The sequence below is a fragment of the Rhizobium grahamii genome (assembly GCF_009498215.1).
Lineage (GTDB): Bacteria > Pseudomonadota > Alphaproteobacteria > Rhizobiales > Rhizobiaceae > Rhizobium > Rhizobium grahamii_A.
In genome coordinates this window covers 1,632,812-1,653,514 of the sequence record NZ_CP043499.1, presented here as the reverse complement: position 1 = coordinate 1,653,514, position 20,703 = coordinate 1,632,812, and the positions used below count along the sequence as shown (strand labels likewise).

The 20,703-nt window shown below is 60.3% G+C and carries 17 protein-coding genes; 5 read left to right on the top strand and 12 right to left on the bottom strand.

Going from position 1 to position 20,703, the window contains the following annotated elements; translation table 11 throughout:
• Positions 1–7: 7 nt before the first annotated feature.
• The gene (locus FZ934_RS26300; protein ID WP_153273718.1) at positions 8–1,306 is read right to left on the bottom strand and encodes an HlyD family type I secretion periplasmic adaptor subunit; all 1,299 of its coding nucleotides are present in this window, start codon (positions 1,304–1,306) and stop codon (positions 8–10) included.
• Positions 1,306–3,012 carry a type I secretion system permease/ATPase gene (locus FZ934_RS26295; protein WP_153274053.1) on the bottom strand — a complete coding sequence of 569 codons (1,707 nt, stop codon included), beginning with the start codon at positions 3,010–3,012 and terminating at the stop codon, positions 1,306–1,308. Before FZ934_RS26295 ends, FZ934_RS26300 begins: the two co-directional genes overlap by 1 nt.
• Before the next feature lie 736 nt (positions 3,013–3,748).
• Between FZ934_RS26295 and FZ934_RS26290 the strand changes: the two genes are divergently transcribed.
• Positions 3,749–4,042, top strand: coding sequence for a hypothetical protein (locus FZ934_RS26290; RefSeq protein ID WP_153273717.1), 294 nt, complete (start codon positions 3,749–3,751; stop codon positions 4,040–4,042).
• 4 nt (positions 4,043–4,046) lie between these two features.
• Positions 4,047–4,271: a hypothetical protein gene (locus FZ934_RS26285; RefSeq protein ID WP_153273716.1), complete on the top strand. Its 225-nt coding sequence runs from the start codon at positions 4,047–4,049 to the stop codon at positions 4,269–4,271.
• A gap of 669 nt (positions 4,272–4,940) precedes the next feature.
• Here FZ934_RS26285 and FZ934_RS26280 read toward each other — a convergent pair.
• The 5 genes from FZ934_RS26280 to FZ934_RS26260 form a co-directional block, all read right to left on the bottom strand.
• Positions 4,941–5,921, bottom strand: a complete 981-nt coding sequence (locus FZ934_RS26280) for an ABC transporter ATP-binding protein (protein WP_153273715.1) — start codon at positions 5,919–5,921, stop codon at positions 4,941–4,943.
• A gap of 3 nt (positions 5,922–5,924) precedes the next feature.
• Complete coding sequence (locus tag FZ934_RS26275; RefSeq protein WP_153273714.1) at positions 5,925–6,749, bottom strand: carbohydrate ABC transporter permease; 825 nt, start codon at positions 6,747–6,749, stop codon at positions 5,925–5,927.
• The gene (locus FZ934_RS26270; protein WP_153273713.1) at positions 6,746–7,606 is read right to left on the bottom strand and encodes a carbohydrate ABC transporter permease; all 861 of its coding nucleotides are present in this window, start codon (positions 7,604–7,606) and stop codon (positions 6,746–6,748) included. The genes FZ934_RS26275 and FZ934_RS26270 overlap by 4 nt, the downstream gene beginning before the upstream one ends.
• Before the next feature lie 59 nt (positions 7,607–7,665).
• Complete coding sequence (locus FZ934_RS26265; protein WP_153273712.1) at positions 7,666–8,940, bottom strand: ABC transporter substrate-binding protein; 1,275 nt, start codon at positions 8,938–8,940, stop codon at positions 7,666–7,668.
• Positions 8,941–9,010: 70 nt separating this feature from the next.
• The gene (locus FZ934_RS26260; RefSeq protein WP_153273711.1) at positions 9,011–11,344 is read right to left on the bottom strand and encodes an alpha-L-rhamnosidase; all 2,334 of its coding nucleotides are present in this window, start codon (positions 11,342–11,344) and stop codon (positions 9,011–9,013) included.
• A 143-nt stretch (positions 11,345–11,487) separates the two neighbouring features.
• Here FZ934_RS26260 and FZ934_RS26255 point away from each other — a divergent pair, with 143 nt between their 5' ends.
• Positions 11,488–12,507 (top strand): LacI family DNA-binding transcriptional regulator, encoded by a 1,020-nt coding sequence (locus tag FZ934_RS26255; RefSeq protein ID WP_153273710.1) that lies wholly within the window; start codon positions 11,488–11,490, stop codon positions 12,505–12,507.
• A gap of 39 nt (positions 12,508–12,546) precedes the next feature.
• On the opposite strand, the gene FZ934_RS26250 is transcribed toward FZ934_RS26255, so the two are convergent.
• Genes FZ934_RS26250 through mtnK form a run of 5 tightly spaced genes read right to left on the bottom strand, consistent with a single transcriptional unit; the run spans position 12,547 to position 17,969 of the window.
• On the bottom strand, positions 12,547–13,665 hold the full coding sequence (locus FZ934_RS26250) for a RuBisCO large subunit C-terminal-like domain-containing protein (protein ID WP_153273709.1): 1,119 nt from the start codon (positions 13,663–13,665) through the stop codon (positions 12,547–12,549).
• Entirely contained in the window at positions 13,665–14,666 is a 1,002-nt protein-coding gene (locus FZ934_RS26245) for a transketolase family protein (RefSeq protein ID WP_153273708.1), read from the bottom strand. Before FZ934_RS26245 ends, FZ934_RS26250 begins: the two co-directional genes overlap by 1 nt.
• A gap of 2 nt (positions 14,667–14,668) precedes the next feature.
• Positions 14,669–15,604: a transketolase gene (locus tag FZ934_RS26240; protein WP_153273707.1), complete on the bottom strand. Its 936-nt coding sequence runs from the start codon at positions 15,602–15,604 to the stop codon at positions 14,669–14,671.
• A gap of 2 nt (positions 15,605–15,606) precedes the next feature.
• A complete protein-coding gene (gene mtnA / locus FZ934_RS26235; RefSeq protein WP_153273706.1) occupies positions 15,607–16,701 on the bottom strand; it encodes an S-methyl-5-thioribose-1-phosphate isomerase in 1,095 nt (364 codons plus the stop codon).
• Positions 16,698–17,969 carry an S-methyl-5-thioribose kinase gene (gene mtnK, locus FZ934_RS26230; RefSeq protein WP_153273705.1) on the bottom strand — a complete coding sequence of 424 codons (1,272 nt, stop codon included), beginning with the start codon at positions 17,967–17,969 and terminating at the stop codon, positions 16,698–16,700. Before mtnK ends, mtnA begins: the two co-directional genes overlap by 4 nt.
• Positions 17,970–18,113: 144 nt before the next feature.
• On the opposite strand from mtnK, the gene FZ934_RS26225 reads away from it, so the two are divergent.
• Positions 18,114–19,631: a sugar ABC transporter ATP-binding protein gene (locus FZ934_RS26225; RefSeq protein ID WP_153273704.1), complete on the top strand. Its 1,518-nt coding sequence runs from the start codon at positions 18,114–18,116 to the stop codon at positions 19,629–19,631.
• Positions 19,628–20,677: an ABC transporter permease gene (locus tag FZ934_RS26220; RefSeq protein ID WP_246737956.1), complete on the top strand. Its 1,050-nt coding sequence runs from the start codon at positions 19,628–19,630 to the stop codon at positions 20,675–20,677. The genes FZ934_RS26225 and FZ934_RS26220 overlap by 4 nt, the downstream gene beginning before the upstream one ends.
• Positions 20,678–20,703 lie beyond the last annotated feature (26 nt).

The following is a 20,703-nucleotide window of genomic DNA, read 5'->3' as shown; positions in this document are numbered from 1 at the left end:
GGCTGCGTCAGTCCTCCCGAAACGCACGTGCAAGCTGGTCTGTGAATGGCTTGGCGACATAGCTGAGCCCGGTTTGCTCGCCAGTCGCGATAAACGCCTCGACAGGCATGCCGGCAATCGGCGTGAGGGCGCCAAGCCGCTGCCACTCCGTTGCCGATACCGCGACCCGGACCGTGTAATAGGACTGGCCCGAAGCCTTGTCGGTCGTCAGTTCGGCGGAGAGCGATGCGACATTTCCCGTGATCTCAAGCGTCGTGCGATAGTTGAAGGCGGGGAAGCGCAGTTCGACGGCTTTCCCGACCGCCACCTGGTCGACGTCCCGCGGCGACAGCTTCAACTCCGGTACGAGGGCATCGTGGTCAGGCACGATCTGCATGATCGCGTCACCGGCCGGAATGACAGTCCCCGGCGCGTGCACGGCAAGCTGATGGACGATGCCGTCTTGCGGCGCCGTTATGTCGGCATGTCGAAGATCGTCCTCGATGGCGGCACGCCGCTCGAGATACTGGCCGCTTTCGCTCTCTGCCTGCTTGAGCTGCTCGGACACGTCGCTACGTTGATCGTCACCGAGCTGGATGATCTGAAGTTCCGTTTCCGCGATCTTGCCTTTGACCTCTGCAACGGAGGCGAGAAGGCTGCCGAGCTCTCCGTTGAGGTCGGCCTGGTCGCGTTGAAGCGCGTAGACGCGGGTCGCCGGGATGACGCCCTGCGACAGGAGCGGTTCAAGACTGGTGAGTTCCTTCCCGATCACGGCGATCGCCCGTCGCTTTCCATCCTGCTCCGCCATCAGGCCCGTCGCCTGCTGGTCGAGCTGATGGATCCGTTCTCGCAACTGCGCGATTTTCCCCTGCATGGACGCGCGACGATCATCGAATAATCTCTGTTCGCCGTTTTCTATGGATCTGGTTTCATTGACGTCGAGCCTGCCGGGAGAAGATCGAAACGAGATCGTTTGGCCACCATCGCGTTCGGCCATGAGGCGTGCTGATCGGGCTGCCAGTTCTTCCAAACGCCGCGATACAATCGCGAGATTGATCTTTGTCTGGGTGTCGTCGAGGTGGACGAGGACTTGACCGGCGCTGACCCGATCGCCGTTGCGAACCGATATCCGCGCGACTATGCCGCCCTTCTGATGTTGCACGGGCTTGACGTAACTGTCGACAACCAGTGCCCCCTGCGCGATCACCGCGCTGTTGATGCGGACCGTTGCTGCCAGCCCTCCAAGGACGAAAACGAACACGAACACGACGGCAAGTGCGAGCGTCGTGAGGTGCCGGATCTTCTTTTCCGTTGTGGCCAGTTGCATCAACGCGATGTCCTCCCGCCTGCCCGCATTAGCTGAACGAACGATCCGGTCGCGGCGGTACGCTTCGCTCCTGTTCCGAGAACCTGCGCGGTGGGGCCGAAGGCCTTGGCGCGACCGGCCTCGAGAAGCAAGACCTTGTCGCAGACGGAGAGGACGCTGGTGCGGTGGGTCATGACAAGTACGATGCCTCGGCGCGTTCGGATATGTTCGATCGCCTGCCTCAAGGCTTGCTCGCCTTCACGGTCCAGATTGGAGTTCGGCTCGTCGAGCACCACGAGGAAGGGATTGCCATAGAGCGCCCTCGCAAGCCCAATGCGCTGTCTCTGGCCTGCTGACAGCATCATTCCTTGCTCGCCAATCCGGGTGTCGAACCCATCGGCGAACCGGGTAATCATCTCGTAGACGCCGGCCGCCTTGACAGCTGTGATGACACGTTCCGGCGGCGCCTCCGGGTCGAACCGGGAAATGTTTTCGGCGATTGTTCCATCGAATAGTGAGGCATCCTGAGGGAGGTAGCCGACATGGCGGCCGAGGGCTTGACGCGACCATTGCTTGAGCGAGGCGCCGTCCAGTCTGATATCGCCCGCGAATACGGGCCACAGGCCGACCATTGCCCGCGCCAGTGACGTCTTGCCCGAAGCGCTTGCACCAACGACACCGATCACCTCGCCGGCTTTGGCTTCGAAGGATAGCCCTCGAATGATCGGTGAGGCCGAACCCGGAGCTCCGAGATGGAGGTTGTTGACTTCCAAAAGCTGTTCGGGCGCCGGCAGTGCAACGGCGTGTATCGCCTCCTCATTGGAATGCGCCTCTTGCTCCAGCCTGAGATAGGCGAGGCGGGCAGCTGCAAATCCTTTCCAGTGCGCGATGGCAAGCTCTACAGGAGCAAGCGAACGGCTGACCAGGATCGAGCTTGCAATCATGATGCCGCCGGTGGCTTCCTGGCGGACGACGAGCATGGCGCCAACTGCGAGCACACCGGACTGGAGAAGCATTCGCGCGGACCGCGACAACGTCGAGAGCGCGGCAGACACCGTTCCCGCGCGAGAATGGCTGTCGAGATAGCGCCGGCTGATCTCAGCCCATCGCGCGGACAGTTCCGGTGCGAAGCCCATTGCGGAAATCACTTCGGAATTGCGCCGCGTCGCCTGGGCGAATGCCATCCTCTGGGCGAGCAGTTCGACGGATTCCCTTGTCGGTTGGCGCGACTTGATCTCTGCCAGAAAGGCAAGGCCGACAATGATCGCGGCGCCGATCGCCGCCGTTACCCCAATCCAGGGATGAAACAGAAAGCAGAGCCCGAGATAGAACGGCATCCACGGCATGTCGAACAATGCGCCGGGGCCGGGGCCAGACAGAAATCCGCGCAGTGTATCGATATCACGGATGGACTGTACGCCATCTCCCGCCGATGGTTTGCGGCATGCTGTCTGGGAAAGCGAGGCTAAGGCAGAAGCGCTATAGCGCTCATCCGCCGTCCGCCCGATCTCAGCCAGCAGCAAGGACCGAATGAGATCGAGAAGCCAATAGAAGGCGAAGAGCACGACGACGATGACGGCCAGCCCTACCAGCGTCGGAAGGCTGTGGCTTGGGATGACGCGGTCATACACCTGCAGCATGAAGAAAGAGCCGGTGAGCGCCAGCACATTGAGGATGCAGCTAGTCACCCCGATGCCAAGAAAACCTGCTTCCAATAGATTGAACATGCCGTGGAATGGTCGCGTGGGCGAGCGAAGGCTCGTTCTCAGCAATGTGTTCTCCGCTTGTTGCTAGAGTTGCGATCGACGCAACCAACAGTTCCAAGAGTGAGCGAAAATGATCGCCCTGACGACCGCAAAGCGCAGGCTGCAACCGGCTTCGAAATAGGTTGCCAAACCACGCGTTAAACCGATGGTGAAGCGCTGCGTCGAAGCCTCGAACACTGTGCGCGATCGAGCGGCGCCAATGCCTATCAAGCAAGTTCGAAGGTGCTTATCGATATGCAGCGCATTTTCAGAGCGGACCGAGTTGATCAGATCGCACGGCGGCGATTGGCACACGCTTTACCTGCAGCTTCATCTCGCCGTTAGTTTCGGCAAGAGTTACATGCGAGATCAGCCTCGACCAAAGGGTTTTGGACAACTCCAAGTCGGAGTAGCCAAGACGCAAAGTGGAAGAAGCGAGATCCAAGTCACTGTCAAATTACTCGCGTTAAACGTGAGTTCTGAAGATGCCAACCGTGGGGTGAAAGTAGAAGCTCGCGCCTCGACCATTCATTTGTTCCTTCCGTGTTCAAAACCCTCGCCGAGATCCTGCATGGAACAATTTGGGGGGCTCGCGGCGTTTGTCATTAGCAACGCTCAGTGATTTGGCACCCCGCCCGGTGTGGGGGAGCCATGGGCAAAGTTCAACAGGCGGTCGATTCCCGATGTGGGAAGACAGCCTCAGGCATGGAGAGAAACAATGAAAAACATTGTTCTGTCAGCAGTCATCGCCACAGTCGCTGCGAGCGCTGGGTTAGGTCAGGTGGACGCGGCGTTTGCGCGGTCTCACCATCACCATAATGACGGCGCCGCTGTCGCCGGCGGACTGGCTGCGGGCGTGATCGGCGGTCTGGTCGGCGGTGCTATCGCCAACAATAGCGAGCCCAGGTACTACTACTCGGCACCACGCCCGCGCTGCTGGTACGAGGACCGTCAGGTGCGTGACGCCTATGACGGCGGATGGCATGTCGAAAGCGTGCGCGTTTGTGATTGACCTGATGAGATTGCAGGGGCCGCCAATTCACGGCGGTTCCCGTGACCGCCGTCGCTGGGCCGTTCAGCGGGAGATCGACGAAGGGCGCATCGTTACGGTGCCGGATGATGCGATCGCAGTCCATTTGCCGGTTCACGTCATCTGGAAATCCAGCCCGATCGTTCTGCCGCGTCCGCGCGTGACCATCGATGCGATCGTGGCAAGGGCACGGACAGCGATGGAGCGTTGATCGCCGAGGCCGATAGAAAGCTCGGGCCGGCATTCACTTGGAGTTTGGATTCCACGGTGCTCTTCCCCAATGCGACGAGTGTCGTTCAACGCGGCCGAGCGCAAATATCAGAAGAACCACACCAAGCGCGATCGGCGACGCCCAGATCCAGTTGGGAGTCTGGAGCGGGCAGACGCACATCGCCGCACCAGCGACGAGAGGGATTGCGCTTGCCGCGACAAGACGGAATGTGGTGGTGCGGAAAATTCTCATCTGAACCTCAAGCTTAGCTTTGGCTCAGTAGTCTATAAAAATAATAGACTAAACAACGCGTGCCATCCCAATATTCGTGCCAGGAATAGAATCTCTTGCTCCGGGGAGGATGTGAGGAGCGCTAGATTGCTTTCTTAGGCCCGAGCGATCGTCCACAAGGTCACGGTTTCATGCTCACCTCGTCTTCGCGAAAATCCATAGGCGTCAACCACTGGAAATGATGAGGTTCTGAGCGCGTTCACGACGCTGTCGCGGTGTTCCGCGTAAGGTTCAGTTACCGATTCACCCGTCCGGCATCCGGCTCGAGATTCTGGGAACTGCCGTTATCTGACGACCTTCAATGCGGGCCGTATCAAAACTCCCAAACAAGGTTTGGGAGCCTTTTATGATGGTCCTTGGCGCGAGGAGTGGGTGCTATCAAGAGAACCTGTGTTCTTTTCCTTGAACCGGCGAGGCAAAGAGCGTCTGGCCAATCGACAGCGGTCGATCGCCGTCGGTCCTAGCAACGAGAGACGGCAGCTGATCGGAGTCAAGAAAAACCACTGTGTCGGCGCCGAGCCTTTCGATATGCCTGACCTTTCCGCGCCATTTGCCCTCGTTTTCCGAAAGCGTAAGGTGCTCAGGCCTTATGCCATAGGTTTTGCAGCCTTCCTTCTCCGCGATGTCCCCGTCGAAGAGGTTCATCTTCGGTGAGCCGATGAAGCCGGCGACGAAGGGTGTTGCCGGGTTGTTGTAAAGCGTCATCGGGCTGCCGACCTGCTCGATCTTGCCGCCGTTCAGGACAACGATCTTGTCAGCCATCGTCATCGCCTCGACCTGGTCGTGCGTGACGTAGATCATCGTCGCGCCGAGTTTCGCGTGCAGTTCCGTGAGTTCGAGGCGCATCTGCGAACGCAGCGAGGCGTCCAGGTTCGAGAGAGGTTCATCGAACAGGAACACCTGCGGATTGCGGATGATGGCACGGCCGATCGCCACGCGCTGGCGCTGGCCGCCGGAGAGAGCCTTCGGCTTGCGATCGAGCAGATGCGAGAGCTGGAGAACGTCGGCCGTCTGTTTGACCTTCTCTGAGATTTCGGCCTTCGGGCGGCGTGCGAGCGACAGGCCGAAACCGATATTCTCGGCAACGGTCAGATGCGGATAGAGTGCATAGGACTGAAAGACCATGGCGATGCCGCGCTGGGAAGGCTCGGCTTCCGTGACATCCTTGCCACCAATCAGGATCTTGCCCGAGGTGGACGTTTCGAGGCCGGAGATGATGCGCAACAGCGTTGATTTTCCGCAGCCGGAAGGGCCGACAAACACGCAGAATTCGCCAGCCTCGATCGTCAGATCGACGCCCTTTATTACATCGAGGCTGCCAAAGCTTTTGCGGACATCTTCAAGAACGACTGATGTCATGACTTATCCCTTCACGGCGCCGGCAGTCATGCCTGCCACGATCTGCCGGTTGAAAAATATGAAAACGATGAGGGGCGGAATGGTGACCAGCAGAATGTTCATGAAGAGGAGATTGAACTGGGTCTGAAACTGCCCCTGGAAGTTATAGAGGGTCAACTGCACCGTCACGTTCTCGCGACCCGGCAGGTAGTAGAGCGGGTTCGTGAAGTCGTTGAAGATCGCGATGGACTGCACGACGATGACGGTTACCGTGACGGGCTTGAGCAACGGCAGGACGACACGGAAGAAGATCTGCAGGGGCTTTGCGCCGTCGATGATCGCGGCTTCGTCGAGATCGCGCGGAATGGTGGCGATGAAGCTGCGGAACAGCAGCACGGTAAAAGCAAGGCCATAGGCGACCTGAATGAGGATCATCCCCGAGATCGTCTTGAACAGTCCGAGCGATTGCAGCACCCAGATGGTCGGGACAACGGCCGGAGGGATCATGAGGCCAGCAAGAACGGCCCCATAGATCACGGTATTCCAGCGCGAAGGACGGCGCTGCAGGACGTAGCCAACCATGGCGCCGAACAGCACCAGCAGCGTAACCGCAACCACCGTGATGACTGTTGAATTGAAGTAGGCGAGCAGAAGCATGTAGTTGCGGGTTTGCACAACCTCCATGAAGTTCTGCCAGAGATGCCATTCGCGGGGCAGGCTGAAGGTCAGCGTCGCGGCATCCTGTTTTGTCTTGGCGGCCGTGATGAAGATGAAGAGGAACGGCAGCACGAAGATCACGCCGGAGGCCAGCAGCGCCGTGATGCCGGTGTAAAACTGACGGCGGTTCATAGGTCTACCTCCTTGCGATTGAACCATGCCGTCATCGGCAGCACGATCAAGGCAATCAGGAGAAACAGGATGACGTTGCCGGCGGTCGAAAGGCCGTAGAAGCCAGCCTGGTATTGCTTGTAGATAACGCTCGCCAGCACGTCCGATGAAAAGCCCGGACCGCCGCGGGTCATAGCCCATATCAAATCGAAGCTGCGCAGGCCGCCGATAAGCGACAATGTGACGACGGTCACGGTGGCCGGCTTTACAAGCGGCACGGTAACCCGGAAGAACATCTGCCGGCGGGTCGCGCCGTCGATCCTTGCGGCCTCGTAGTAATCGGGGCTGATCGAGGCAAGTCCGGCGATAAAGATGACCGTGGCCAGTCCGATCCCTTTCCAGAGGTCGACGAATACGATCGAGTAGAGCGCAAGCGCTGGATCGGTGAGCCAGCCCGGACCATGGATCCCGATCGCGGCCAGCGCGACGTTGATGATCCCGCGGGTCGGATGCATGAGCACGGAAAAGGTGATCCCGACGCCGATGGTCGAGACGAGAACGGGGAAGAAGATCACCGTTCGAAGCAGACCTTGCGCCCATATGCCTGATGTCAGCAGCACGGCCAGGAGCAGGCCGAGCACCGTCTTCGTGCCCGAGGTCAGGATCGCGTAGATCACCGTGTTTATCAGGCCCTGGATCAGGAAGGGTTCGCGAAAGAACTGTCGGTAGTTCTCAAACCCGATGAACTGCGTGCTGAAAAGGTCCCAGCGTGTCAGGCTGAACCAGAACGAGGCGATCGTCGGGGCGAGAAACAGGACCGTGAACACGACCGCGGCCGGCAGCACGAACCAGTAGGGATAAGGCGATTTACATGTCATGGGGATACCTTGAAGCTTCCCCCACCCGGCCGAGGCCAGGCGGGGGACCGGCTGGGAGGTTACCAGTTCGGCAGGCCGAGCTGCTTGGCCTGCTTCTCAACATCCTGGTCGTAAAGGGCGGCGGCGTCTTTCGCCGAGCGAATGCCCGTTCCGACTTCTACGGTGATCTGTTCAAGCGCGGGGCCTTTTACGGGTGACACGAACTCCAACGCCGGCGCCGTGCGCCCTTCGGTTTCGAAGTAAGGCAGCATGTCGGAAACTACCGCGGGGATATCCTTCGGAAGCTCACAGCCCTTGACCAGATAAGGGCCGGAAGGAACCGCCTTGGCCATCAGGTCGCATGCTTCCTTGCTACCGACAAAGTCGAGGAATTTCTTGGCTTCGGCAACATTCTCGGACTTGGCCGACGCGTAGAGCGCGGATGGCATCCAGACTGTCAGGCCGTTCTTTGATGCATCCGTGCCGGGCTGAGCGAAGAAGCCCAGGTCCTTCAAGCTGTCCGGAACATTCTGTTGGACGTTTCCGATGCCGAAGGTCAGATTCGGATAGTGTGCTGCTTCACCCGTGGCCACCATTCGCATGCCGTCGTCGAATTTGGCGGCGCCGAAGTCGGCGTTGAGGAAACCGGCCTTCGCGACCTCCTCAAGGTGCTCAAAGCCGCGCATTGCGGCCGGCGTGGTGGCGTACTTCACCTTGTTGGCGGTATAGTCGTCGGCGAAACTCGGAACTTCTGCCTGGACATTGTAGTAGTCCGCCAAAACGAAGATCTGCGATGTCCAGGTGTCGCCGTAGGTCTGTGCCACGGCAACCTTGCCGGCTGCCTTTACCTTCTCGTTGTTGGCCATGAATTCGGCCCAGGTCTTCGGCGGCGTGAGGCCGAGATCCGCGTAGATCTTGCGGTTGTAAAAGATGCCGCCCCCCATCGCAGGGCCGAACGGCATCCCTCGCACATGACCATCGGGACTGGTGACAACCTTCTTGAAGCTATCCAGAATTCCCGCTTCGGACGGGAGATCGGAGAGGTCGGCGATCGTTTCCTGCGGCTTCAGTGCCTGGAACAGTGACCCGCCATTGTAAAGGAAGACATCGGCCATTTCGCCCGTGGCGAGTCGGGTCTTGATGATGTTGTCGCCTTCCGAACCGCCTGCTCTTTGTTCCACATCGAAACTTACGTCGGGATGCTTTTCCATGTAGGCCTTCGAGACGGCGTCGAACGAGGCGATCGTCTCGGGATTGGTGTCAATCAGGACGCTGAGCGTCACGTCGGCATGAGCGACGCTGGCTGCAAGCGACATCATGGTTGCGGCAAGGATGCTGCACTTCGTCATTCTCATAGTCGTTTCCTCCTCTTGAAGACCGGAATGATTGGGCTGCGCGACTGCGGACGTGTCCGCAGGCTACCTGTCAAATGGTGAACGTGATCGTATGCTCTCCCTGGCCGAGCTTAAGCTCTTGTGCTGGTTCGACCACCTTACCGTCTGCTGTCAACTGCTTGCGGTCATCGCTGCCCTTCAAGCGCGCGGTGACGCCTTCGGGCAAGGAAAGGCGGCAGGTGACGTTGCTGCCTTCCAACGACCATCCCGCCTCGATGCGCCCGAAGCGCGTATCGTGCCATGCCGAGACCGGCGAGAGCGTCGGCAGGATTGCCGGATCGAAGGCGATTTCTTCGAAGCCCGGCTTGTCTTCCAGCGGCTTGATGCCAGCGACATCCTCGAACAGCCACTGGCAGACTGCGCCGTAGGCATAGTGGTTGTAGCTGTTCATGTCGGGATCGTAGATCGTGCCGTCCTCGGCAAGCGCGTCCCATCGTTCCCAGATGGAGGTCGCGCCGCGCTCGACCTGATAGAGCCAGCCCGGAACCTTGCGGTTGAGGAACATCTTCTCCGCCAGGTCCAGCATGCCAAGCCGGGTCAGGGCCGGGAGCAGGGCAGGAGTGCCGATGAAGCCCGTCCCGATGACGCCGTCGGTCTCCTCGGAGACTCTACGGAAATAGGCACGTCCTGCCTCTTCGTATTCAGCCGGAACCAGACCGTAGAGGAACGCGAGAGCCCACGAGGTCTGGTCGTTGTGGGCGATACGGCCCGACGGCGAGAAGAACTCGTTCTTGAACGCCGACCTGATTTCCTGGGCGCGACCGTCGAGACGAGAGGCGTCGGATTTCTTGCCGAGAATGCCGGCAATCTTCGCCGTCAGTTCGGTAGAAATGAAGTGATAGAGCGTTGCGGCGCAATCGTCGGCAACGGTCGGGCGCGGCTTGCGGTTGTCGCCAACGGGCTGCAGCCAGTCACCAAAGGTAAAGCCGTGATCGCCCCATACCGCAGGCGGGCGGATGATCGGACCGTCGGAGATGCCCCAAAGATAATCCAGCCACCGCAGCATGGCCGGGAAGCATTCTTCCAAAACAGACACGTCGCCGTAGTGCAGGTAGAGCTGCCACGGGATGATGACGATCGCGTCGCCCCAGCCTGTTGAACCTGCCCAGTCGCCCCGTCCATCGATCGGATGAAGCCGGGTCGGGTCAGGCGAGAAATGCGGGACCGCACCGTCCGGGCGCTGGTCGTGCATCACGTCACGAAGGAATTTCTTCAGGAACGAACCGCTGTCGGCCAGCCAGCAAGCCGTTCCGGCGAAGACCTGCGCGTCGCCCGTCCAGCCGAGCCGCTCGTCGCGTTGCGGGCAGTCCGTCGGGATTTCGATGAAGTTCGAGCGTTGCGACCAGATGGTGTTCTCGACGAGCTTGTTAACGGCGTCGACCCCCGACGTGAACCCGCCTGCGGCCACCGGCACGGAGGAGATCGGCACCATGGCGATGCCGACCAACTCGGCCTGTCCCGTGATGGTCAGGCGTGCGTAGCGGAAGCCCATGAAGGTGAAGATCGGAGCGTAGACTTCCTCGCCTTCGCCGGCCAGCGTGTAGCTGAGTTCGGCGCGGGCACTGCGATAGTTGCGGTTGTCGAAGAAGCGATCGGGCCCAAGTACCTCGGAATGCTCGACCCGAACGGTGGCACCGGCCTCGCCCTTCAGGCGGAGCCGAACGTAAGCCCCGGCATTCTGCCCGAAGTCGTACACGGTCCGGCCATCGGCCTCGACCCACTGATCAACAGGCGCGCGTTCGGTAAGTTCCTTGACGGCTTTCGTCTCGTGGGGAACGAGCAACTGCTTGTCAAAGGCGAGGATCTCAACGCCGCTCGTATCCTGCGGGCGAATCCGGGCATCGAAGTCTTCTCCAAAATAAATGCCGTTTCGGGTGACCGGCGTAAATCCGCTGGTCCAGCGTTCGTCGGTCTTGAGCAGTGCCTTCCCATCGGCGCTGATTTCCGCGATCGCCGCCGTGCGGTCGCCCCAGCAGTTGAATACGGGGTTCAATGCCCACATCAGCTGGCTGCGATACCACCCGTCACCGAGCCAGATTTCGATCCGGTTGCCGCCGGGGCGCAGCGCGTTGGCAATGTCATAAGTCTGGTAGGCGATCCGGTCGTCGTAGCAGGTCCAGCCGGGGGTCAGCAGATCATCTCCGATGCGCTGTCCGTTGATGTAGGCACGGTAGAGGCCAAGTGCGGAAATGCGCAGGGTCGCCGAGGACGGCACGGCATCGAGTTCGAATTCGCGGGCAACGAAGGTGCCGGCGGTGCCTTGGCCCGCATCGCACTGCGGCGCAATCATCGATGCCGAAAACTGAAATAGCGAGCCGCCAGCGCCGTTGTCCGCAGCATCGCTGTGGCCAGTCACGATCTTCATCACGAAACCTCCCTCGATCGCCGGTCAACCAGCAGATCTATCCTTTTGTGTATCGTTCTATGTATATCATTCTACATTCCAGATTGCCGCGCAAGCATTTTGTGCGTATAATTTTTCGGAGCCGGGGATAGAGACATTTAAGAATGAAAAATCAAATTGTTACCGCGACACAGGAGCGGATCACGATCCGCCATGTGGCACAGGACGCCGGTGTTTCCGTCGCGGCAGTGTCCAAAGTTCTCCGTAACGCCTACGGTGTCAGCGAGGTTCTTCGGAGCAAGGTGGAAGCCTCGATCGAAAAGCTGAACTACCGGCCTTCGGTCGCCGCGCGCGGTATGCGCGGGCGCACCTACACGGTTGGCATTCTCGTCATCGAGCTATCGAACCCGTTCCTTGCGGGTGTAATCGAGAGTGCCAATACCATGCTGTCTGACAATGGATACAAGTCGCTGATCGGTATCGGTCGTTCGGCAAGCCCGATCGAGGCATCGATGATCGAGTCGATGATCGACAACCGGATGGATGGCGTGTTGATCATCGCGCCACGCATCTCCGGCAAGGTATTGGAGCGCTATGCCCGCCAAATTCCAATCGCCGTCATCGCCCATCACGAACCACACGCCCAAACCTACGACACCGTGAATTCCGACGATCGCAAGGGGGCCGCTCTCGCGGTCGAGGTCGCAGTGAAGCAAGGCTACCGGGACATAGCGATGCTCGGTTACGACTTTCTCGATTCCCCGTCGACGGTCGTCGCGCTTCAACGCGAGATGGGATACGTCGCGGCTATGAAACAGGCGGGGCTGGAAAGCCGTATCATCCGATTGCCGCCCGTTGCCGAAAACCGCGAGGCAGCGATCAGGGATTTTCTTGTGACGACGGATCGCCCGAGAGCGGTTTTCGTCTGGTCGGACCTCGACGCCGTGCCATTGATCAACGCTGCCAGAACCAGCGGGATTCGGGTTCCGGAGGACCTCGCGATCATCGGTTACGACAACTCGCCGATGGCTGCCATTCCGCTCGTGGGCCTCACCAGCGTGGATCAGAATGCGGTTCAGCTTGGCCGAACGGCATCCGAAGTTCTAATGGGTCGCATCGACGGACGCCAGGAGGCGCGGCATCTGCTGATCGAGCCGCACGTCGAACTTCGCGGCAGCACCTGAAGGGTCGGTATATCTGCTGATGGCTTTCACTCGCCGATATCACTCGTGGATCGAAGCGACGAGCCTCTGGCAGGCGTCAACAAGATTCGGCTCCTGAAGCAGCGCGCCGCCGACAAGATACATGACGTCATTGCCGTAAACCTCACGCATCTCCGGTACGCGGTTCAACGTCATCCCGCCGCCCGGGGCGACGGCGATCGCTTTCAGTCCCGAGAGTTCAACGCTACACGCATTGGCGATCGAGAGGCATTCATCCCGCGTGAAGCCAAAACGACCGCCGAAGTTCGGATAAATGACCGCGTCGGCGCCCATCAGCCGATGCAGCGTTCCGAAGAACACCCCGTGCGCAAAGCCTGCCCCTGACGAGATGACATTCGCGCCGCTGAATGCGGGGTGCGAGACAATGGGGAGAGTAAAGCTTCGATCGGCCGCGAGCGTTCGTACGGCATCATAGCCAGTCAAAGCGGGGGCGATCATCACCGCGCCCGCGCCGGCCTCTTCGGCCTGTTTTGCGCGTTCGATCACAGCGGTAGCCGGCCCCGTGACATTCGGCACGAAGCTGGTGTTCCGCCCGCTCTTTGCACTGGCCTCGCCGACCGCTTCGATGCAGGCTTTCAATCTCTCATCGAAAGGCGCGGTCCGCTGATTGACGAGGCCGTGGTCGTCCTTGACGTAGTGCATGCCGCCAAGGGCAAAGTCATGTGCGAGGCGTGCAAGGGCTGCGGTCGACAGGCCGGCCGGCTTGATGGCGGACATCACCAGCGGACCGGCATCGATTCCAGCTCGTGCCCGCAGTCCGGCAATCCCGTGGCGCGGCCCCGGGCACATCTCGATAATTCCAGACGAGGGCGAGATCGCTTCCACGCGCAGGCCCGGTTTAATCGAGCTGTTGCCGAACACGATGTTGAGGAACTGCGGAAAATCGCCGCCGACGTCATCCTCCGAATAGGAAATGGTCGCGAGATGACCACGCCGCCCCGCGGGATCCTCCTCAAGCGCCTCCAGCCTGCCGAGGATTTCGTCTTCGACATACCCGGTCGGAACGGCGTTTCGCGGAATCTCCACCGTCTGCTCTAGGGCGATGTCGAGGGCACGCATCTTCGCTTCGGCTGCGTCATCAGCCGCGACGAAATACGTCACCGTGAAGCGGGCGGCCATCAGAGCGCCTCGGCCTTCTGCGCGGAATGGACGTGGTCAAGCCGCACCTCGGCCAGTTCCTCCTCCCCGATGTCGAGCGATGTGCCAAGCAGCTGCTCGATCGCGGCTACAAGGGCGCCGGCGTCGAGACCATACTTCTTCATGAGATACGGCTTTGAAGCCCCGTGCGCGAAGGTATCATTCAGTCCGAGGCGCTTGAGGCGTATGCCCATTCCTTCCTCTGCCAGCAGCTCTGCGACCAGGGAGCCCAGACCACCGACGACCGTGTGGTTTTCGAGCGTAACGATGCCTTTCTTGCCGCGCGCTGCGTCAAGAAGTGTCTCGCGATCGAAGGGTTTGAGCGTGGAGGCATGCAGGTGATGGACGCCAATGCCACGAGCGCTCAATGGTCGGCTGGCGCGAAGCGCCTCCTCTGTGCACACGCCCGAACTGACAACAAGAATATCGTCTCCGCTTGACAGGGTGCGAAGCCGGTTGAATTCGAACGGTGTTGAAAAGAGGCGCGGCACTTCACCACGAAGGACGCGTACATAGACCGGGCCGTCGATCCTGTCGGCGACTTCGAGCACCGTTTCGACTTCCGTCGCGTCGCCGGTTTCAAGGATCGTCATGTTGGGAATCGCCCGCATGACCGCGATATCCTCGATCGCCTGGTGGGTGATGCCGCCTGGAGTCGTTATCCCGGGCAGAAAGCCCATCAAACGCACTCTCCGGTTCGAATAGGCGATGGAGTTGATCAGCTGGTCATAGGGGCGGCGATAGAGAAAGACCGAGAACGTATGAATGAACGGCCGATAACCCTGCATGGCCAGACCGCCCGCGAAGGAAAGCATATTCTGTTCGGCCATGCCGAGCGAAAGAAACTGGTCCGGGTAGCGGTCCCTGAAACCGTCGACCTCGCAGGACGAGGTAAGGTCGGCCGACAAGCAGAGTACATCGGCGCGCGCGCTGGCGAAGGCCTCGAAGGCGCGGGCATAGGGACGATTGACGATTTCGACCATGGTCAGGCACCTTCCATCGCGCGCGTATCAATTCCAAGTTCGTCGGCGAGCGCCGCCTGCATTTCCAACCGCTCTTCGGCGCTCTTGAAGCGCACGTAATGAAGGCGCGGAAAGCGCTTTTTCAGATAGGTCATGCCCTGGAACGGCGAGGTCTGGGCGAGGATCACCAGGGGTTTTCCGGGCTCCGCACTTTCGGCGGCCGTGCGCAGCGCATCCAGACTGTGCCCGTCGACCGAGCGACAGGTGACGCCGAACGCGGCTACGCGCGAGGCGAGGTCGCCAAGGTCGAGCACGGACGACATCGCGCCGTCGCATTGCTGGCTGTTTACGTCGACGATGACCCTGATGTTGTCGATGCGATGATGAGCCATGGCGGCCAGGCATTCCCAGGTTTGTCCTTCCTGGAATTCCCCGTCCGACATGTACACCCAGACCTTGCCGGGTTCGCCTTTTCGTTGACGGGCCCAGGCAACGCCCGAGGCCATCGACAGGCCCTGCGCCAGAGAGCCGGTCGTCACTTCCATGCCGGGGCTGTGCTCGGCACCGATCATCTCGACGGAGCTGCCATCCTTGTTGAAATGGTCAAGCGCGTGCTCGTCCATACGTCCGGCTTCAATCAGGGCCGAGTAGACGACGAGAGCGTAGTGGGCGGGCGAGATGAAGAAACGGTCGAAGCTTGGCCCGACAGGTCCATTGTAGCCCGCGCCCGTAAAGGCATCCGTGTTATGGGCCGAGGGAACGCCGCCGAACGGCAGCGGAACCTTCGGCAGTGTCGGCTCGCCAAGCTGGAGAAGCTCGTTGTAGAGGATCGCCAGGCTCTCCGCCGCCGAACAGGCCTGGCTGAGATAACCGCCGTTGTTCTTCATCGTATGGAAGAAGACGCGCCGGCGGATGCCGAGCGCGAATTCCTCGGTGGTCTTCTGGTTGGTCAGGGCCATTGTCAGCTCCGTTCGGGGAAGAGTGCCTTGAGGCCTTCGGGCGACGGTGTCGCAACGCCGCGTTCGGTAATGAGGCCGGTGATCAGCCTTGCCGGCGTTACATCGAAGGCCGGATTGGCTGCGGGGCTGCCTTCGGGAGAGATGCGCACTGTCGAAATCGACCCATCCGGTGCGCGCCCCTGCACGAAGCTTACTTCCTCGCTTGCCCGCTCCTCGATCGGGATCTCCGCGATGCCGTCGTGAACCGTCCAGTCGATCGTTGGTGACGGAAGGGCGACGTAGAAGGGAACGCCATTGTCACGCGCAGCCAGCGCCTTGAGATATGTCCCGATCTTGTTGCAGACGTCGCCATTGGCAGTCGTGCGATCGGTGCCGACGATCACCATGTCGACGTCGCCATGCTGCATCAGGTGGCCGCCGGCATTGTCGACAATCAGCGTATGCGACACGCCGTGGCCGTTCATCTCCCAAGCAGTGAGGTAGGCCCCCTGATTGCGTGGACGCGTTTCGTCGACATAAACGTGAACCGGAATACCCTCTTCGACCGCCATGTAGATCGGTGCCGTCGCCGTGCCGTAGTCGACCGTTGCCAGCCAGCCGGCATTGCAATGGGTGAGAATACGAACCGGCTCGCCGGGCTTCTTCTTCGCAGCGATGCCACGGATGATTTCGAGACCGTTGGCTCCGATCGCGCGGTTGAGCTGGACGTCCTCGTCCGCGATTTCCGCTGCCCGTCTGTACGCAGCCTCTGCGCGGGCCTCGGGCGAGAGCGGCAGCAGATGATCGCGCATCGCGTTCAACGCCCAACGCAGATTGATCGCCGTCGGCCGCGTTTCGTTCAGCTCGTCCCACACGGCATTCAAATGCGCATCGGATGGATCGTTCGCCATGGCGATCGCGATGCCGTACGCCGCCGTGACGCCAATCAGCGGTGCACCGCGCACCCACATATCGCGAATTGCGACTGCGATGTCCGCGACTGTCTTCAGTGTCACGACACGAAATTCATGCGGGAGCCAGCGCTGGTCGATGATGTCGACGGAGCGACCATCTTCGTTAAGCCAGATCGTGTGGTAGTGTCGTTCTCCGACTTTCACGCGAGTGTCTCCTTCTGCAGCCGTTCCACTGTTTCGCGAATGTCGCTCAGGCAGTGGATACGGTGTCGGTTGACGGCGAGATGACGCCCGAGCTTCAGCGCCTTTGCCTCACAGGAAGCACGACGGTCGGGGTCGGCGATCGTTTCGAAATCGGCGTTGTGGGCAAGACCGAGGATACGGCGATGAATCTCGATGCCCGCGAAGCCCAGCATCTCCCGATAGATTTCGTCGAGAACGATGTTTAGGGCCTGTTCGGCGGCAAGTGGGTCGCCGCGTTCCTCAAACAGGCGTGCCTGATAAAGGATGCCCTTGCGCTCTGTGCGCCAAAGCGTGGCGAATTCGGCGCGGAAGGTGTGCCAGATCGTGTCGACGGTCTCCAGCAGATAGTCGCGCATCTCATCGCGTTCGCCGGACGTCGTTTCGTGACCGCTCTGGGAAAAGTAGCTCATCCAGAAATTGGCGAGCAGCATGCCGATATCGAAGCTGATCGGCCCGTAGAAGGCAAACTCGGGGTCGATCACCTTGGTTTCGATGTCCGTCACCATCACCGAACCGGTGTGCAGGTCGCCGTGGCAAAGGGTCTCGGCCTTCGCGGAGAAGAGATGCTTCAACCTCTGCGCCTCGACCTTGAGGTCCCGATCGGCTCGAAGCTCCGCGACCAGCGGATCAAGCTGGGGCGACGTGTGGCGGTTCATCGCAGCTTCGAAGTATGGATCCGAGAACACCAGGTTTTCGGTGATGTCGCAGAGCTCCACATTGTCGGCGAAGAGGGCCATGTCGGCCTTCTTCTCCTGGGTTGGCAAGGAGAGATCGGAGCCGCGGAACAGAGTGCGGGCAACGAACAGGCCAAGATCCCTGCCGATCCGCGAAAGCTGGCGGCCCTCAATGAGTGCCCGGCGCAGGATCACATGCGGCGTCAGGTATTCCATCACGATGATCGCCTGGGCCATGTCGAAGACGTAGATTTCCGGGATCATGCCGGGATCACGCGCCGATTGGCGCACGAGTGCGTGATACTCGAAAAAGGAGCGCTTCAGCGGCAGAGGCCAGCTTTCGCCAACCAGTCTGACATAAGGCAGCGCCTGCTTCACAATGGCGGCGCCCTTGTCGCCGGTGACGATAAAGACGAGGTTGAGATTGCCGTCGCCAACTTCCCGAACATTCCAGTGGGTGTGATCCGCACCGATCTTGTCCTTGAGCACATCATTGCTGCCAAGCCGGCTCGGCAAGGTCTCGGCGCTCAGCGCCTCGAAGACTTGCTTGTCCATGTAGTTCTCCTCCTGCACATGGCGCGGCCTCCAACCGCACATCGCCATGTCCCTGACGCTAGCTAAGGCGTCATTCTGTCAAATGTCAATGGCCTTGACATTTGATGATTGCCTATCTTAACCTGACGAAATTGGGAGGAGATCATGAGCGAACGAGCTGTGTTTCGCATCGAGGGCGTGCGCAAATCCTTTGGAGCCGTGCAGGTGCTCCAGGGGGTCGATCTCGATCTCAATGCCGGAGCTGTTACGGTTCTGATGGGCGCGAATGGTGCGGGAAAGTCGACGCTCGTGCGTATCCTGAGCGGCGTCTACTCGCTTGACACCGGTTCGATGAAACTTGCCGGCGAGGCTTTCGAGCCATCAACGCCTGCGCAGGCCATCCGTTCGGGCGTTGTGACGGTTCACCAGAATATCAATGACGGCGTGGTTGCCGACCTCGATGTTGCGACCAACCTGACGCTGGACCGTCTGAACGGGCGTGGCGCGCGTACATTTTTCAACCCGCGTCGTGTGCGTCGCGAGGCCGCGGCCGTTGCTGCCCGCATGGGGCTGGATATCGATCTCGCCGCTGATGTCAGCGACCTTACCCTTGCCGACCGTCAGATGGTGGCGATTGCCCGTGCCATGGCGCATGAACCCAAGGTCCTGGTTCTCGACGAGCCGACGTCCTCGCTTTCAAGCGCGGAAGCCGAACGCCTGTTCGAGCTTGTCGACCGTCTGAAGGCGCGGGGTGTGGCGATCCTCTATATCTCGCACCGCATGTCGGACATCCGCCGACTGGCTGACAGCATTGTCTCGCTCCGCGACGGGCGCATTACCGGTCGCTTCGAAGGACCGGATATCGATTATGAAGGTGCGGTCAATGCGATGCTGGGTCGGACAATCGCTGCCGGCGCCATCGCGTTGCGGGATGCCAGTGCCCCTATTCTAAAAGTTCGTAATCTCAAGCTTACGGAGCGCTCGCGTCCGATCGACATCGAGCTAGGGGAAGGCGAGGTCGTTGCGGTCACCGGTCTCGTGGGTGTCGGCAAGACCGCGCTTGCTGAAACACTCTTCGGCGCCAGGGCGCCAATCGCCGGCGAGATGATGCTTCATGGCGAGCGATATGCGCCGAGAAACACCGCGCAAGCCATAGCAAGCGGCGTGTTTCTCGTGGCCAAGGATCGTTCCGAGAGTGGAATTGTTCCTGACTTCAATATCTACGAAAACATGAGCCTTCCGTTCCTACGCCGTCTGTCGCGCCTCGGCATTTCGAACCGTCGCGCAGAGCGATCCAAGGCGCGGGGACAGATCACGTCGCTCAGCATCGTGTGCCGCAGCGAACGCAACGACATGCAGACATTGTCGGGCGGCAATCAGCAGAAGGTCATGGTCGGGCGGTGGCTTTCGGAGCCATCACGTCTTCTCATCCTCGATGAGCCATTTCAGGGTGTGGACATCGCCGCGCGGCGTGACATTGGCGCGAAGCTTCGCGCTACCGCCGCCGGTCGCGCCACCATCGTTTTCCTCACGGAGCTCGACGAAGCCCTGGAGGTCGCCGACCGCATTCTTGTCATGTCGGAGCACACTATCGTTGGCGAGCATCGCAACGCCGACATCGACGTCGAGCGCCTGCTGTCGGAGATAGCGGGTCAATTCTATCAGCAGGTCAACGCAATATGAGCAGTGAACAGAGCAATGCCACACCTATGACGTCCGTCGTCCCGACCGCACCGGGCTTACGGGAGATCGTGATCAAGTACGGGTTTCTCGTGCTTCTTGCCGGTATGGTCGTCTACTTCTCGCTCGTCACCGGTGGTTTTGCCTCACCGCAGAGCGCCGTCTTCATCTTCCAGTCCGTATCGATAACAGGCATCCTCGCGCTCGGCGTGACCGCGACGCTGGTCGTTGGCGGGTTCGATCTCTCGATCGGCTCGGTCGCGACGACGGCGATGATGGCTTCGTCCTATGTGATGGTGGTCATGGGTGGTGATGCCGTGACCGCAACGCTCGTATGTCTGGCGATCGGTGTGCTTGTCGGCCTGATCAACGGTGTCATCATCGTCTACATGCGGGTGCCGGATCTTCTTGCGACGCTGGGGATGATGTTCCTACTGCTCGGCCTGCAGCGCATCCCGACGGAGGGGCGATCGATCGCGACCGGGATGACCCTGCCGGACGGATCCGTGGTAAGCGGCACCTTCAGCCCGGCATTCCTTGCGCTTGGGCGCCACCGCTTCGATCTCATTCTGCCGAATCTCGTGCCTGTATCGGTCGTAGTGCTGATCGTGCTGGCGATCGTGATCTGGTTCTTCCTCGAATATACCCGCTTCGGTCGCATGATGTATGCGGTTGGCTCCAACGAGCGCGCCGCAAGCCTCGCAGGCGCTCCGGTCAATGCCTACAAGATCTCGGCTTACATCATATCCGGTGTCTTCGCGTCGATCGGCGGGATCCTTCTCGCGGCGCGTCTCGGCCGCGGGGATATTGCGTCGGGCAACAATCTTCTGCTCGATGCCGTTGCTGCGGCGCTCATTGGCTTTGCGGTCATGGGAGCCGCCAAGCCCAATGCATTCGGCACCGCGGTTGGCGCACTCTTCGTCGGCATTCTTCTTCAGGGTCTGACGATGATGAACGCGCCCTATTACACCCAGGATTTCGTGAAGGGCGCAGTCCTCGTGATCGCCCTGATCTTCACCTTTGCCCTCTCGAAAAGAGGCAAACCCTGACGGGCGCAGCCCGCAGGCGGATAGAC